11 protein-coding genes are annotated in these 14,395 nt (G+C 70.2%); 7 read left to right on the top strand and 4 right to left on the bottom strand.

The genetic code is table 11. The features are described 5' to 3' along the window. Positions 1 to 297: 297 nt before the first annotated feature. Together ACFWGD_RS03420 and ACFWGD_RS03415 are read right to left on the bottom strand one after the other, a co-directional pair. Positions 298 to 1,119 carry a DUF6308 family protein gene (locus tag ACFWGD_RS03420; RefSeq protein WP_377777141.1) on the bottom strand — a complete coding sequence of 274 codons (822 nt, stop codon included), beginning with the start codon at positions 1,117 to 1,119 and terminating at the stop codon, positions 298 to 300. Positions 1,120 to 1,578: 459 nt separating this feature from the next. Further along, complete coding sequence (locus ACFWGD_RS03415) at positions 1,579 to 2,244, bottom strand: hypothetical protein (protein ID WP_377777140.1); 666 nt, start codon at positions 2,242 to 2,244, stop codon at positions 1,579 to 1,581. 163 nt (positions 2,245 to 2,407) lie between these two features. Between ACFWGD_RS03415 and ilvA the strand changes: the two genes are divergently transcribed. The 3 genes from ilvA to ACFWGD_RS03400 all read left to right on the top strand — a co-directional run bounded on the left by ilvA (position 2,408) and on the right by ACFWGD_RS03400 (position 9,457). After that, the gene (ilvA, locus tag ACFWGD_RS03410) at positions 2,408 to 3,703 is read left to right on the top strand and encodes a threonine ammonia-lyase IlvA (RefSeq protein WP_377777139.1); all 1,296 of its coding nucleotides are present in this window, start codon (positions 2,408 to 2,410) and stop codon (positions 3,701 to 3,703) included. 240 nt (positions 3,704 to 3,943) lie between these two features. After that, entirely contained in the window at positions 3,944 to 5,548 is a 1,605-nt protein-coding gene (locus tag ACFWGD_RS03405) for an MFS transporter (RefSeq protein ID WP_377777138.1), read from the top strand. A gap of 81 nt (positions 5,549 to 5,629) precedes the next feature. Continuing rightward, entirely contained in the window at positions 5,630 to 9,457 is a 3,828-nt protein-coding gene (locus tag ACFWGD_RS03400; protein ID WP_377777137.1) for a hypothetical protein, read from the top strand. A 90-nt stretch (positions 9,458 to 9,547) separates the two neighbouring features. On the opposite strand, the gene ACFWGD_RS03395 is transcribed toward ACFWGD_RS03400, so the two are convergent. Beyond that, the gene (locus ACFWGD_RS03395; RefSeq protein ID WP_377777136.1) at positions 9,548 to 10,066 is read right to left on the bottom strand and encodes an MmcQ/YjbR family DNA-binding protein; all 519 of its coding nucleotides are present in this window, start codon (positions 10,064 to 10,066) and stop codon (positions 9,548 to 9,550) included. Between the two features lie 47 nt (positions 10,067 to 10,113). After that, entirely contained in the window at positions 10,114 to 11,973 is a 1,860-nt protein-coding gene (gene treZ / locus ACFWGD_RS03390) for a malto-oligosyltrehalose trehalohydrolase (RefSeq protein WP_377777135.1), read from the bottom strand. A gap of 91 nt (positions 11,974 to 12,064) precedes the next feature. Between treZ and ACFWGD_RS03385 the strand changes: the two genes are divergently transcribed. The 4 genes from ACFWGD_RS03385 to ACFWGD_RS03370 all read left to right on the top strand — a co-directional run bounded on the left by ACFWGD_RS03385 (position 12,065) and on the right by ACFWGD_RS03370 (position 14,291). Further along, positions 12,065 to 12,706, top strand: coding sequence for a YigZ family protein (locus ACFWGD_RS03385; RefSeq protein WP_377777134.1), 642 nt, complete (start codon positions 12,065 to 12,067; stop codon positions 12,704 to 12,706). A gap of 64 nt (positions 12,707 to 12,770) precedes the next feature. Continuing rightward, positions 12,771 to 13,574: a crotonase/enoyl-CoA hydratase family protein gene (locus ACFWGD_RS03380; protein ID WP_377777133.1), complete on the top strand. Its 804-nt coding sequence runs from the start codon at positions 12,771 to 12,773 to the stop codon at positions 13,572 to 13,574. 51 nt (positions 13,575 to 13,625) lie between these two features. Then, positions 13,626 to 13,871: a hypothetical protein gene (locus ACFWGD_RS03375; RefSeq protein ID WP_377777132.1), complete on the top strand. Its 246-nt coding sequence runs from the start codon at positions 13,626 to 13,628 to the stop codon at positions 13,869 to 13,871. Positions 13,872 to 13,907: 36 nt separating this feature from the next. Next, on the top strand, positions 13,908 to 14,291 hold the full coding sequence (locus ACFWGD_RS03370) for an RNA-binding S4 domain-containing protein (protein ID WP_377777131.1): 384 nt from the start codon (positions 13,908 to 13,910) through the stop codon (positions 14,289 to 14,291). The last annotated feature ends 104 nt before the right edge of the window (positions 14,292 to 14,395 follow it).

Here is a 14,395-nt window from a genome sequence, read left to right as displayed (position 1 = left end):
GCCGGCGGGCGGCGGCGGGGCAGCGCGCCGGCGGGCAGTGACGGGGCAGCGGCGCCGTCAATGGCGCGCCGGGCCTCGGCGACCCTCCGCGACTGCTTTACGACTGCTTTACGACGGCCGGCCCGCACCCCGGGGAGCGCCCCGAGAGCGCTCCCCGGGAGCGCACCCCTCAGATAGACGCCCAGTGGACGGAAAGATGTGGTCAACCACATCTTTCCGTCCACTCGGCGTCTATTTGTCTGCTCGGATGCTGTGCGCCGGGCTCGGTTGCGGCGGTGCTAGATGGCCCCAACTACGTCACGGCTTCCAATCCTCGGGTTTGTACCCCTTGCCGGTCATCCAGACGATGACATCGAACACGCGCAGAACGCTGATGTCCGAAAGATCTGAGTCATCTTGGATGGGTTTGAGAAGCTCCCCCGCACGTTGGCGGATCCGGTACAGGCCAAGAAGGAGCCGACCATTGTCCTTCGTGAGTTCGTCCTGCATCGAGACCCAGAAATTGTCCCCAACGTAATCGGGGCAGTCGCCAGGAGCGAGGGTTTTCTTGAGGACGTCATCGATGACGGGGAAGAGGTGGGGTCGCTTTCTGGCAAGAAGCTTGCTGGCCCTAGTTTCGCCGACCCCCGTCTTTTCCCCGCCCGATCGCTCCACGGTGAAACGGGTGACGAGCCGCCACAGACGCCGCATCGTCAGATAGTGCGCACCCCTTTCTTCGATCCCGTTCACGGTCGTCCTGAGTTGCGCTTCCGCGAGACTTAACGTGGGTGGTAGCTTCTTCAGTTCTTTTGAGATGTCGTCGGCGATATCATTTCCGGAGTCGCCGGTAAGGGCCAGTGCTGCATTCGCGGGGACGTTCACGCTCAACATCGACACGGCGACCAAGTCTTCGGCGGTGAATCGATTGATTGTGCTCGCATCATCACTGCGTCCGAGGCGATCGAAGCGCGCTCCACTGAATAGGACGCGTCCGTCGGGCCGTCGCTGGAAATACTGCGCGAGTACCTGGGCGGGGCGAGTGAAGTCAGCTTCCCCTCGATCGTCCGCGAGATTCTCGAGAACGTCGGGAAGAACCCAGTTGCCGGGGTCGTTCCAGTTGCGTTTCTTGCGTAGCGTCATAACCTCGATACTATTTGAGTCGAAATTAGAGGCCCGGAATGGCGGCAGCGCAATTGCCTCTGCATGGGGGCCGCGACTGCTTTGCGACGGCCGGCCCGCACCCCGGGAGCGCATCCCGGGAAGGCACCCCTCAGATAGACGTCCAGTGAACAAAAAGACGTGGTCAACCACATCTTTTTGGCCACTAGGCGTCTATTTGTCTGCTCGGATGCTGTGCGCCGGGCCTCGCCCCTTCGGCACACCGCTTCGGCGCGTCGGGCCTCGCCTCCGCATTCGCCTAAGCCCATCGGCGCGCCGGGCCTCGTCTCCGCATTCGCCCGACCCCATTGGCGCCAGGTACCTACGTTTTGGCCAGATACCCACGTTCAAACGTGAGTATCTCGCCGAAACGTAGGTGTTTGTCGTCGAAGCGCCCGGGGTGGCGGCGGATGGCGGACGAGCGGCCGTCGCCTCGGGCCGCTACTCGTCCCAGCCGTAGTCGTCGATGGTGACCCAGCCTGAAGCGGTGTCGCCGGAGCCGCCGACGGTGAACGTCAGGCGCTCGCGGTCGGTGAGGTCGATGGTCGCGTCGCCGAGCCGATAGCTCCGGTCGCCGCGGACGCCCTGGATCTCCCAGGCGGTGACGGGCGCGTTGGCCTGCAGGGCCTTGATCTCGCCGGGCGAGCCGTCCTCGTCCAGGCGGAACAGCAGGACGGAAGCGGGGGAGGTCCCTTCGGTCGCTTCCCAGCCGGCCGCGCCCTGGCAGCCGAAGACGGTGTCCTCGCTGCCGTCGTCGGCGTCGGCCCAGCACAGCAGTTCCGTGCCGGCGAACCGGAATTGGATCGCGTCGGCGGTGATGGTTTCCGGCGGCGCGTCTCCGCTGGTGGGGGTTGCGTCCCCGCCATTGCTTGACGACGGCCCCTCCCCATCTTCTCCGCCCCCGCCCCCGTTGGAACCGGGCGTCGGGTTCGGCCGGGACGCGTCGCCGGAATCGCCTCCGGCGGTGACTCCGGCTCCGTTGGTCTCCGTCGCACCGGCCGCTGCCGGATCCCCGTCGCCGTCGGTCGCCGAACACGCGGCGGCCGCCAGCAGGGGGAGGGTGAGCAGTGCGGCGGTGGTTCGTCGTAAAGCTCTGTGTCGGATCATGGGCCCACGGTACCGGCATGTGCGAAATATTTCATTGGAAAATGTAACGCGGCGGGCAATCGCCGCGGGATCGTGGGCGGCCCCCGCGCCCGCCCCGGTCGCGTCCCACGGGATGAACCCTGCGTTCCACTTCCGCGGGCCCCAACGAGTATCGTCTACGCCCATGAACGCTTCTTCCGCGCCGTCCACCGACACCGCACGCCGCCTCGTCCACGCGGCGGACGTCCAGGCCGCCCAGGCCAGGATTTCGTCGGTCATCGCCGCGACGCCGCTGCAGTTCTGCCCGCGGCTGAGCGAGGAAACGGGGGCGAAGGTCTTTCTCAAGCGCGAGGACCTGCAGGACGTGCGGTCGTACAAGATCCGCGGCGCCTACAACGCCATGGTGCAGCTCACCGATGACGAACGCGCCGCCGGCGTCGTCGCCGCCTCGGCCGGCAACCACGCCCAGGGCGTCGCCTACGCGTGCCGCACCCTCGGGGTGAAGGGCCGCATCTACGTGCCCAACCAGACGCCGAAGCAGAAGCGCGACCGCATCGCGTACCACGGGCGCGACGCGGTGGAGATCATCGTCACCGGCGACAGCTTCGACGAGGCCTCGGCCGCCGCCCGCGCCGACGCGCAGACCTCGGGCGCGACGATCATCGAGCCGTTCGACTCGTTCAACACCATCGTCGGCCAGGGCACCGTCGCCGCGGAGATCGTCGCGCAGCTGTCCGGCCAGGGCCTGACGCCCGACACCGTGTGCGTGCCCGTCGGCGGCGGCGGCCTCCTCTCCGGCGTGACCAGCTACTTCGCCGACATGTCGCCGCGCACCGCGATCGTCGCCGTCGAGCCCGCCGGCGCGGCCTGCCTCACCGCCGCGATGGCCGCCGATGAGCCGGTCTCCCTTCCGTCGGTCGACCCCTTCGTCGACGGCGCCGCGGTGAAGAAGCTCGGCGAGCTGCCGTACCAGATCATCGACCGCAATCGCTCGCGCATCCACACCGTCATCGCCCCGGAGGGCGCGGTGTGCGTGGGCCAGCTGGACCTGTACCAGAACGAGGGCATCATCGCCGAGCCCGCCGGCGCGCTGTCGGTCGCCGCGCTCGACCAGATCAACGCCCGCCCGGGCGAGGTCATCGTGTGCATCATCTCCGGCGGCAACAACGACGTCCTGCGCTACGCCGAGATCATGGAGCGCTCGCTGATCTACCGCGGCCTGAAGCACTACTTCCTGGTCAACTTCCCGCAGAAGCCCGGCCAGCTGCGCATGTTCCTCAACGACATCCTCGGCCCGGACGACGACATCGCGCTGTTCGAGTACCTCAAGCGCAACAACCGCGAGACGGGTGCGGCGCTGGTGGGCATCGAGCTGCGCAACGCCACCGACCTCGACGCGCTGGTGGCCCGGATGGACGCCTCGCCGCTGGATTGCCGCCGGCTGGTGCCGGGCACGCCGGAGTACGACTTCCTGACGTAGGCACAGTGACAATGTGACGTAGCCCCGCCCTGCATTGTCCTGTTACGCTGGCGGGCGCACTTGAGACGACTGGCCCCGCGGTGACCGCGCCGCGGGGCCGGCCTGACGAAGACCCCTGCTTTTCCAGGCGGGAGGACGGTGACCCCGCCGACGCGACGGGTGAATGCCGGGGAGGACCCCGGCTGCCGTGCCCCCGGCAGGTGATGGTCCGCCAGCGCCATGGAGAGAAAGGGGTCTTTCGTGCGCGACAAAACTTTGAACGACATGCTTTACGACGCCCCCTCGCCCTCCTACCCGCTGCGCTGGTGGGGAGTGGCGGTGCTGGCGTTGGCGGTGGTCATCCTGGCCATCGACATGACCGTGCTGAATTTCGCGCTGCCGGCCATTTCCAGGGATCTGGATCCCTCGGGCACGCAGCTGCTGTGGATCGTCGACGTCTATGCGTTCGTCATCGCGACGCTGCTGATCACCATGGGCACGCTGGGCGACCGGATCGGCCGCCGCCGGCTGCTGCTGTGGGGCATCGCCGGTTTCGGCGCGGCGTCGCTGCTGGCGGCGTATTCGGTCAGCCCGATGATGCTCATCGTGGCCCGCGCCCTGCAGGGCGTGGCGGGCGCGACGCTGATGCCGTCGACGCTGTCGCTGATCAAGGCGATGTTCCCGGACAAGAACGAGCTGCCGCGGGCCATCGCGGTGTGGATCTCGTGCTACTCGCTCGGCGCGATCATCGGCCCCGTCCTCGGCGGCTGGTTGCTGGAGCACTTCCATTGGGGTTCGGTGTTCATCATCAACGTCCCCGTCGCCGCTGCGGTGATCGTCGGCGGCCTGCTGGTGCTGCCGGAGTCGAAGGCGAAGGCGCCGGGCCGATTCGACATCGCCGGTGCGGTGCTGTCGATGGCGGCGCTGTTCGGCGTCGTCGGCGCGCTGAAGGCCGCCACCGCGGGGCTCGCATGGTGGATCCCGGCGCTGCTGGCCACCGCCGCGCTGCTGGCGGCCGGGGCGCTGGTGTCTCACCTGAACAACACCCCGCACCCGCTCGTCGACGTGCGGTTGCTGCGCGACCGCGCCTACGCCATGGCGGTGGTCATCAACGCCATGTCGTCGTTCCTGCTGGTCGGCGCCATGTTCTATCTGACGCAGTACCTGCAGGTCGTCCTGGGCATCGGCCCTGTGCACGCGGGCCTGCTGCTCATGCCGGGCATGGTCGCCTCCATGGCGGCGACGATGATCACCGGCGAGATGGTGGGCAAATTCTCCGCCCGCCCGCTGCTGCTCATCGCCATCACGCTGGCCGCCGCCGGCTTGGCCATGCACGTGGTCGAGGCCTCCGGGATGTGGCCGGCGGTGTCGGCCGGCACCGGCGCCCAGGTGTGGTTCGCGGCGTCGTTCATCCTGCTCGGCGTCGGCTCCGGCATGATCGACCCGGTCACCAACACGATCATCCTCGGCTCGGCGCCGCCGGAGCAGTCCGGTGCGGCGTCGGCGCTGTCGGAGACCGGCTACGAGCTCGGTGGCGCGTTCGGCGCGGCGATCCTCGGCTCGGTGCTGGTGGGCACGTACTCGCGGGAGTTGTCCACCGTCGACCTGCCGCTGGATCCCGGCCAGTCCGCGGAGTTGTCGGACAACGTCAACTCCGCCCACGTCCTGGCCGAGTCGCTTCCCGACGACCTCGGGGCGGCCGTCATCGACGTCGCCGACAAGGCGTTCACCGCCGGCATGGGCTGGGCGTCGGCGGCGGCGGTGGTGTGCTGCTTGGCGACGGCGGTGGCCGTCCGCGCGCTGCTGCCCGACGTCCGCGCCGGGGGAGACGACTCCCATGAGGTGGCGCTGGCCGACCGTCGTTAGCGCGCGGCGCGTCCGTCGTTAGAATGAAGCCCGATGCGCGGGCCCGGATTGGCCCGCCCAACGGGACCCATTGAGGAGAGTGTGAACCCAACCATGGCCGATGCGCCGCATGATCCGAATCCGCTCCGCGCCTGGCTCGCCGCCGCGGACATTGACCTGCGGGGACGGCTCAGCGCCCTCGCCGCCGACGCCGATTCGGAGGACGGCGCCGAAGCCCTGGTCGCCTGGTGCGGCGTGCGCATGGACGAGGTCGAGCGGATCGACGGGTTCCTCGGCCCGCTGCTGAAGACCGTCGACGTCGACGGTGCCCGCGGCGTCGCCGACGCGTACCCGGCCGTGCTGCTGGCGTCGCTGGTCGGCCGCGCCGCCCGCGTGGCGTCGACCGCCGACCTGTGGGCGGATTGGGCCGCGGGCCTGCAGTTGGATTCGGAATCGCGCGACGTCGCGGCGTTCGTCGACCACGTCGTCGAGCGGGTGCCGGAGATCCTCGCGGAGCTCGGGCTGCCGGACGTCGCGCTTCTCGACGGCGCCCCGGCCGAGCACGGCACCCGCGAGGATTCGGCGCGGTTGATGATGCTCCATGCCGGCGTCCAGCAGTCGGTGATGCCGCTGCTGATCGAGCGGATCGAGGACGCCGCCGGAATCGGCGGGGAGGCCGGGGCGGGTGGCGCGGGGTCGTCGTCAAGCGACCTGGTGCAGAAGCTCGACCCCATCCGCGAGACCGTCGACGCGATGGTGTCGGGGTTTGCCGCGGACGTGGGCTCGGACGTGCCGCGCGCGCTGCGCGTGCTGTCGCTGTCCGCCGCCGCCCGCGCGCGGACGCTGGTGCACGCGACGCTCGGCTACGTCATGGCCACCGCCGCCGACCCCGCGAACTGGGAATCGCGCGAGGACCTGGGGCCCGGCGAGGTCGGCCTGCCGCCGATCCTGCTCGACGCCGCCCGCGAGGAACTGCGCGCCCGGCCCGCAGGCACGCCGTCGCGGCGCACGGCCGTCGGCGTGGTGGCCACCACCGGCCGTCCGCAGCTGTTCTTCGATGACCTGGAAAACCGCGTCTGCGTGCAGCTGCCCACCCCGTCGGCGCCGGCCGGCCGGTCGTGGCTGGTCACCTACGGCGGCACCGTCGTCGCAGAGCCCGCCGTGGCGCTGGGCGAGGCGACGGCGCGGCCGGTGGTGCCCATCACCGAGCCGGTGCGCGAGGTCCTCGTCGAGCTCGGCGACGGCCCGCACTGGCGCGTGCCGGCGATCGACACCGCGGACCCGGTGCTCATCTTCGGCGACGACGGGCAGTCCGTCACCGACAAGGTGTCGCTGCATTCGACGTCGGTGCACGTGGTCTACCCGAATGACGCCCGCCTGGTCGACCCCGTCACCGGCGAGGACGTGCCGCTGCTGTCGGAGCCCGCGCCCGCCGAATGGGAGCTGTGGCAGGTGGCGCAGGCCGATCTGCGCGACGTCCACGCGCTGCAGGTCGTGCGCCCCGGCGTCGTCGGCGAGGTCCGCTCGGCGTCGCCGATGCGCCGGCCGAAGCTGACCGTCCCGCACGCCCGACTCGATGGCGCGGCCACCGTCCACGGCACCCCGGTCCACGCCGGCGGCCCCGTGGCGGTGTTCCCGCCGACGCTGTCGGGCCGCGACGAGTCGTGGCGCGTGCAGGTCGCGGACTTCCCCGGCTACGGGCAGTTCGCCGAGGACATGGTCATGGTCTACGACCTCGAGGTCCCCGCCGCCGGCGGCGAGGTCGACGTGCTCACCGACGACGACTACCCGTGGCTCGGCGAGTTCGTCGTCCGCCTGACCAATCCGCGCGGCCGCAGCTTCCAGGCGCACGTCGCCGTGGCGGAGCAGGCCGATCTGGACATTTCCTACCGCGGCGGCGGCGATGGCTTCCGCATTCCCGAGGAGGGCGGGCTGAGCCCCGCGGAGGTCCGCGTGACCTCCGGCGACAAGCCCCTCGAGGTCGAGCCCGCCGTGCTGCGGCTGGGCCCGGCGGAGTCGGCCGGCACCGTTGAGCTGTCCACCGAAGAGGGCGCCTACCTGGAGCTGCGCGTCAAGCCGGGCCGCCTGCACTTCGAGATCCCCATGGCCGACGAGGCCCCCGCCCGCCGCTCGCGCACCCTGCGCACCCGCCCGGGCCGCGTCGACGCCCATGGCGTGTTCCGGGTCTCCGCGCCCGGCGAGCTGCGCCATGCGCACCTGGCGGTGAAGTCGGGGGAGCGCGACATTTGCCGCGTGCCGCTGACCCGCCGCGGCGACGACGCCTTCGCCGACCTGGGCACCTACGCCGATCGCGTGGCCATGCTCGGCGATCTGACCATCAGCCTCGACTGGACGCGCGTGACGGGCCGCCGCCGGCTGTCCGTGCCGCTGGTCGATGCCCCGGCCCGCGACAACGTGCGCTCGGTGACCCGCGATGGCGACGAGATCGTCGTCGACGTCGATCCCTCCGTCGCCGATGTGCCGCTGACCGCGTGGGTGTGGTGCCCGCAGCAGCCGTGGCGCGCGCCGCGGGCCCTGCCGGTCGTCGATGGCCGCTGCCTGCTTGGCGACGACGCCGCCCAGCCCACCCTCATCGTCCAGGTCGTCTTCGGCCGCGAGACCGACCGCCGCCCGCTGTGGCCGGCACCGGAAGCCGCCGTGGTGGTGGATGAGTCTGCCGACGGAGCTGCGTCCGGCGATGCCGCGTCCGCGGAGGTGGCGCTGCCCGAGAACCTGGGCGTGCGCGAGCTGACCGGCGTGTGGTCGCTTTTCGAGACCCTGCGCGCGGGACGGGCGACGATCATGCCGCAGGTCTCTGAGTCCCTGGCGCCGGAGAACCTGCGCCGCCTGCTCACCGCCGACGCGCGCACCGGGCTGGCCGCGCTCAACGGTTCGGCGATCCGCCTCGGCGATCAGCCGGGCATGGTCGTATCCTCCGGGCTGGTGCTCGGCGACTTCACCGAAACGTCCCCGACCCCGGGGCGCCGCCGCGTGCCGTGGCTGGGGGCGTTGGCGGCGATGGCGGATCTGGCCGATCCGTCGTCAAGCGTGGACAAGCAGAAGGACCAGATCGACCACCTGCGCCGCGCCGGCGGTGAGGCGCTGATCCGCGCGCTGGCGACGGGGCAGGACACGACGCTGGAGTCGGCGTGCATCGACAAGACGTCCGTGCAGATCACCGCGCTGCCGGAGCCGCAGGCCAACGCGATTCTGGCGCAGGTCTTCGACGGCTACCGCATGGTGCCGGGGCCGCTGACCGACGACGACGCGCGATTCACCGCGATCCACGAGGTCGTGGCCAACCGCGCCGAGATCGTCGACGCCGGCATCATGCCGGGGCTGGCGGCGGCGTCGCGGGCGCTGTTCCAGGCGGTGTCGCGGACGTCGCCGAAGCTGCGCAAGGCGGTCAACGTGCGGTTCCACAAGCTCGACGGCATCGACGCCGACGACGCGTCGCTGCACTGGACGCTGGTGCCGGGAACGTCGCTGCTCATCGCCGTCGCCGCGCGTGCGCTGGCGAGGCAGAAGGCGGCAAACCCCGATGTCGACGACACCGTCGTGCGCAGCCTCATCCCGCTATGGGCGCAGCTCGCCGACATGGTGCCGACGCTCGTGATGGGCGACCTGCTCATCGCCGACGCGCTGGTCACGCATGCGATCCACGGTGATCTGACGGATCCGCAGGAGGCGGAGGCGGAGCTGGAGTCCGAGGCCGAGGCTGCCGCTGGCGCTGGCACTGGTGCCGGTGCCGCTGGTGCTGGGGCTGGCGCGGCTGGTGCGGACGCCGAGCCCATCGACCAGGCCGCCGCGGACGCGAAGTCCAACGAGGCCGCCATCGCCGAGGCCGCCGCGCTGGGTGACGGAGCCGGCGACGCCAACGGGGCCGGCGAGTTCAACGAGAACGACCTGCCGAACTTCATCTCGGAGTAGGCGCGGTCCTTCGACTCATGGGGCTGCTAACCCACCTCGAATGTCTTAACCCACCCGCTACAACAGGTGGGTTAAGACATTCGAGGTGGGTTAAGGCGTGGGTGTCGGATCCACCGGTCGCTTCGCCTTCGGCAGACCCAGCACGACATTGCGGTAAGAGTCGACGACGAGATCGCGAACGAGGCCCTCGAACGCGATCTCGTCGATGCCGGTCACAGCGTCCGGCGCTTCGTCGGGGGCGGGGGACTGCTGTGGGCGGGCGTCGTCGTCAAGCGAATCCGAATCGGCCGCGGTGACCTCGCCCGGCGCGACGACCGTGATCCAGTGCTTCTTGTTCAGGTGGTAGCCCGGGAAGACGAACGGGTGGGCCTGGCGCAGTGCGTGGCAGTCGCCGGGCTCTGCCTTGACGACGATGATGCGCGTCCCACCCGCCGCGTCAACGTCCTTCGCCCCATGATCGGGTAGCCGGTGATGGAGCATGAACATCTTGTCGGCCACGCGGAACACGTCCCACTCGGGGCCGAAGGGGTGCGCGAGCTCGGCGGCGGGCAGGGCCAGCGCCACCTCGCGGGAGAGGTGCTGGAGCTGCCGGCCGTCCATGGTGGTCATCGATTCCGGCACACTCGGCGCGCTCGCGTGATCACCGTGTCACCGGCCTACGCCAGCACCGCATAACCCCAGGCGGGGAGCGTGACCACGCCATCGCCGACGGCGGCCGGCGCATCGATGTGGGTGTGGATGAGCTCCTCGTACCCGGCCTCGACGGCGACCTCGGCGGGCTCGTCGGAGAAGTTCGCCGCCAGGTGCACGGTGTCGCCGTCGGCGCTGCGGGTGAGCAGCAGCGTCTGACCCTCAACCGTCGTCTCCACCGAATCCCCCCACGGCGAGCCCAGGGCGGGGCGCTGTCGGCGCAGGCCGAACAAGGCGCGGTAGGTGTCGAGGATGGTGGAGTGGGGGTCGTCGGAAAGCTCGTCCCACTTCAGCTTGGACATCTCGAAGGTCCGCGGGTCGGCGGGATCGGCGATCTCCTCCGGATCCCAGCCGGCGCGGGCGAACTCGCGGACGCGGCCCTCGCGCGTCAGGCGCAGCAGCAGATCGGACTCGTGGGAGCAGAAGAACGCGAACGGCGTCGACGCGCCCCACTCCTCGCCCTGGAACAGCATCGGGGTAAATGGCGAGCACGCGATGACCGCCGCCTTCAGCGCCTGCTGCGCCGGGGTCAGGTTCATCGACGGGCGGTCGCCGGCCGCACGGTTGCCGGTCTGGTCGTGGGTGGTGGTGTACGTGACGAACGCGCTCAGCGGCTGCACCGACAGATCCAGCGGGCGGCCGTGGACGCGGCCGCGGAACGTCGACATCGTCCCGGCGTGGTGGAACGCCTCCCGCAGCGTCTGCGCGAGCGTCTCCACGGTGCCGAAGTCCGAGTAGTAGGCGTGGTCCTCGCCGGAGACGACGGTGTGCAGCGCGTGGTGGACGTCGTCGGCCCACTGCGCGGCCAGGCCGAAGCCACCGGAGGCACGCGGCTTCACCAGCTTCGGGTCATTCTGGTCGGACTCCGCGATGAGGCTGCGCGGCACCCCGGTCTGCGCCGCGACGGTGTCGGCCACGACCTGCATCTGCTCGAGGATGTGGAACGCGCCTTCGTCGTGAAGCGCATGAACCGCATCCAACCGCAGCCCGTCGATCCTGTAATCGGCCAGCCACAGGCGCACGGCGTCGAGGATGTAGGCGCGGATCTCGTCGGAATCCGGGCCGATGAGGTTGACCACCTCGCCCCAGCCAGTGTTGCCGCCCGAGGTGTACGGGCCGAAGAACCCGACGTAATTGCCGTCGGGGCCGAAGTGGTTGAACACGACGTCGAGGATGACGGCCAGGCCGCGCTCGTGGCAGGCGTCGACGAGCTTCTGCAGCCCCACCGGCCCGCCGTAGCCTTCGTGGACGGCATGCCAGCTCACGCCGTCGTAACCCCAGTTGCGGTCGCCGCCGAACGGCTGCACCGGCATCAGCTCGACGTGGGTCACGCCCAGGTCCACCAGGTGATCGAGCCGCTTGACGACGCCCGCGAAATCACCCGATTCGGCGTACGTTCCCACGTGCATCTCGTAGATCAGACCGCCCGGCAGGATGCGGCCCGTCCAGTCGCCCGCCCGCCAGTCGTAGGCGTCGAGGTCGACGACCTGGGAAAAACCGTGCGGGCCATCGGGCTGGCGGCGCGAGCGGGGATCGGGCAGCGGGATGGTCCAGTCACCGATGGGGTTTGAGGTGTCGGTCGCGTCGGCGTTGCCGGCCCCGGCGTCATCGGCCGTCGCGTCGTCGTCCTGCGGCGCCCCGTGCCCGTCGGTGGCGCGCATGCGGAAGGCGTAGCGCTCGCCGACGGCCATCTCCTTGTCGGCCTCGAACCAGCCCTCGCGGTCGTCCCCGCAGGCGGTCATCGGGTGGTGCTCGGGTGCCGACGGATCACCCGTCAACAGCTCCACTTCGGCGGCGTACGGGGCCCAAACGCGGTAATTGTCCATGACCTCGATCGTAGGGGTTTGCCGCATTCACGGCAGATGGCGGGCGAGGGCGCCGGGCCGCGCGAAGCGCCGGGGGTGCGACAATGTGGCCATGTCCTCCCTCCTCGTCCCCGCCCGCGGTTCCCTGACCACCGGGGAGATCGAGATCAAGCGTTCGCGCTTCATCACCTGGATCGGGCGTGCCGAGGACGGCGAACAGGCCCGCGACCTCATCGCCATGGCGAAGTCCGAATACCCCGACGCACGCCACCACTGCTCGGCGTACATCCACGAGGTGCCCGAGGCCAACCGCGTGGAGCGATCCTCGGATGACGGCGAGCCCTCCGGCACCGCGGGCCGGCCGATGCTCGACGTGCTCGTCGGCTCGGGATTGACCGACGTCACCGCCGTGGTCATCCGCTACTTCGGCGGCGTGAAGCTGGGCACCGGCGGGCTGGTCCGCGCCTATTCCGATGCGGTCAACGAGTGCCTCGCCGACGTTCCGCGCGCGAAGCGGGTGCGCCGCGAGATCCGGTCCGTGTCCGCCGATGCCGCCGACGCCGGCCGCATCGAGGCCGAACTGCGCGCACGGGGGTTCGAGATTTCGGAGACCGAATGGGGGGCCGTCGTCACGCATCTGGTGGAAGTCGAGCCCGGGGGTGCCGACCGCCTCGACGGCGTGCTGCAGGCACTGACGCATGGAGCGCTGGCGTCGGACGAGGCGGGGGAGACGTGGACTGAGGTGGCGGTGTGAATCGTCTGTAACCTGGGTCACGAACGGGGTGCAGGCCCCGGAGGTGGAGAGACGTGGAGGAACAATGACCCAGGACGTGCTGCTCGTCGACCGCGATGGGCACGTGGAGACGTGGACGATCAACCTGCCGGAGATCCGCAACCCGATTTCGTCGCCCGACGTCATCGACGCGATCGTCGCCAACGTCGACCGGGTCAATGCCGACCTCGACGTCCGCGCGATCGTCCTCACCGGCGCGGGGTCGGCGTTCTCGGCTGGCGGCAACGTCAAGGACATGGTCGACCGCGCCGGGATGTTCGGCGGCGCCCCGCACCAGATCCGCCAGTCCTACCGGTCGGGGATCCAGCGCATCCCGTTGTCGCTGTACAACTGCGAGGTGCCCGTCATCGCCGCGGTCAACGGGCCGGCGGTTGGCGCCGGCTGCGACGTCACCCTCATGTGCGACATGCGCGTGGCGTCGACGAAGGCGTGGTTTTCCGAGAGTTTCGTCGGCCTCGGCATCATCCCCGGCGACGGCGGGGCGTGGCTGCTGACCAAGACCCTCGGGCCTGCGCGCGCCGCCGAAATGGCGCTGACCGGCGACCGCGTCACCGCCGAGAAGGCGCTGGAGTGGGGGATGGTCAACGAGGTCGTCGAGCCGGATGAGCTTCTCGACGCCGCCCGGGCCCTGGCCGGCCGCGTCGCCAAGAATCCGCCCAACGCCGTGCGGATGGCCAAGAAGCTGCTGCGCGAGTCCCAGCATCAGTCGCTTGCGGGCGTCCTCGAGCTGTCGTCGGCGATGCAGGCGCTGGCGCACCACTCCCGCGACCATCGCGAAGCGCTCGACGCATTCATGGACAAGCGCCCCGGCATCTACACCGGGGAGTGAACCGGGAACGGTTCGGGCGGCGGTTCGGCGCGGGACCGCGTTCAGCCTAAGATGTCCCCCATGAGCAGCATTCAGCCGTACCACTCCAACCCGATCCAGCAGCGCAAGGACGCGGTGCGCCGGTACAGCCGCAACGCCGTCGTATGGACCGGTGGCGGCGTCGTCGCCGGCGTGGCCCTCGGCGTGCTCGCGTCGTCGCTGTCCCTGTTCATCATCCTCACGGTCATCGGCGTCGTCGGCGGGTTCATCAACTGGCAGAAGGTCCAGAAGATCGTCAACCACCGCGACAACCAGTAAGAACCCGCCCGCAGCACGCCAACGCCAGGACCCGCCATGAACCACGCCGACGACTCCAAGCCCGTGCGCGTCGACGCGTGGCTGTGGGCGGTGCGGCTGCTCAAGACCCGATCGCAGGCCGCCGACGCCTGCCGCGGCGGGCACGTGAAGATCAACGGCACCGCGGTCAAACCCGCCCAGCAGGTCGTGCCGGGCGACGAGATCCGCGTGTGGGCCAACCACCGCGAGACGATCGTCGAGGTCACGCGCACGATCGCCAAGCGCGTCGGCGCTCCCGTGGCCCGCACCTGTTACGTGGACAAGACGCCGGCCCCACCGCCGCGCGAGATGTTCGCTGCGCTGCCCGTGCGCGACCGGGGCGCTGGCCGCCCGACGAAGCGCGAGCGCCGGCAGATCGACAAGCTCCGCGGCCGCGACTGACTGCGCCGCCGCACGCCGGACCAGGTCGCCGCCGCACGTTCGACGAGATCACGATCGGAGGCGTGGATCGCGATCTCGTGGGGGCGGGGTCGGGCCCGAACTCC

The sequence above is a fragment of the Corynebacterium sp. NPDC060344 genome (assembly GCF_042725215.1).
Lineage (GTDB): Bacteria > Actinomycetota > Actinomycetes > Mycobacteriales > Mycobacteriaceae > Corynebacterium.
This window is presented reverse-complemented; position numbering and strand designations above follow the sequence as displayed.

Bases quoted from the DNA above. Each gene is read 5' to 3' on its own strand.
- ACFWGD_RS03420 (WP_377777141.1), bottom strand. From the start codon at position 1,119: ATGACGCTACGCAAGAAACGCAACTGGAACGACCCCGGCAACTGGGTT.
- ACFWGD_RS03415 (WP_377777140.1), bottom strand. From the start codon at position 2,244: ATGATCCGACACAGAGCTTTACGACGAACCACCGCCGCACTGCTCACC.
- ilvA (WP_377777139.1), top strand. From the start codon at position 2,408: ATGAACGCTTCTTCCGCGCCGTCCACCGACACCGCACGCCGCCTCGTC.
- ACFWGD_RS03395 (WP_377777136.1), bottom strand. From the start codon at position 10,066: ATGACCACCATGGACGGCCGGCAGCTCCAGCACCTCTCCCGCGAGGTG.
- treZ (WP_377777135.1), bottom strand. From the start codon at position 11,973: ATGGACAATTACCGCGTTTGGGCCCCGTACGCCGCCGAAGTGGAGCTG.
- ACFWGD_RS03385 (WP_377777134.1), top strand. From the start codon at position 12,065: ATGTCCTCCCTCCTCGTCCCCGCCCGCGGTTCCCTGACCACCGGGGAG.
- ACFWGD_RS03380 (WP_377777133.1), top strand. From the start codon at position 12,771: ATGACCCAGGACGTGCTGCTCGTCGACCGCGATGGGCACGTGGAGACG.
- ACFWGD_RS03375 (WP_377777132.1), top strand. From the start codon at position 13,626: ATGTCCCCCATGAGCAGCATTCAGCCGTACCACTCCAACCCGATCCAG.
- ACFWGD_RS03370 (WP_377777131.1), top strand. From the start codon at position 13,908: ATGAACCACGCCGACGACTCCAAGCCCGTGCGCGTCGACGCGTGGCTG.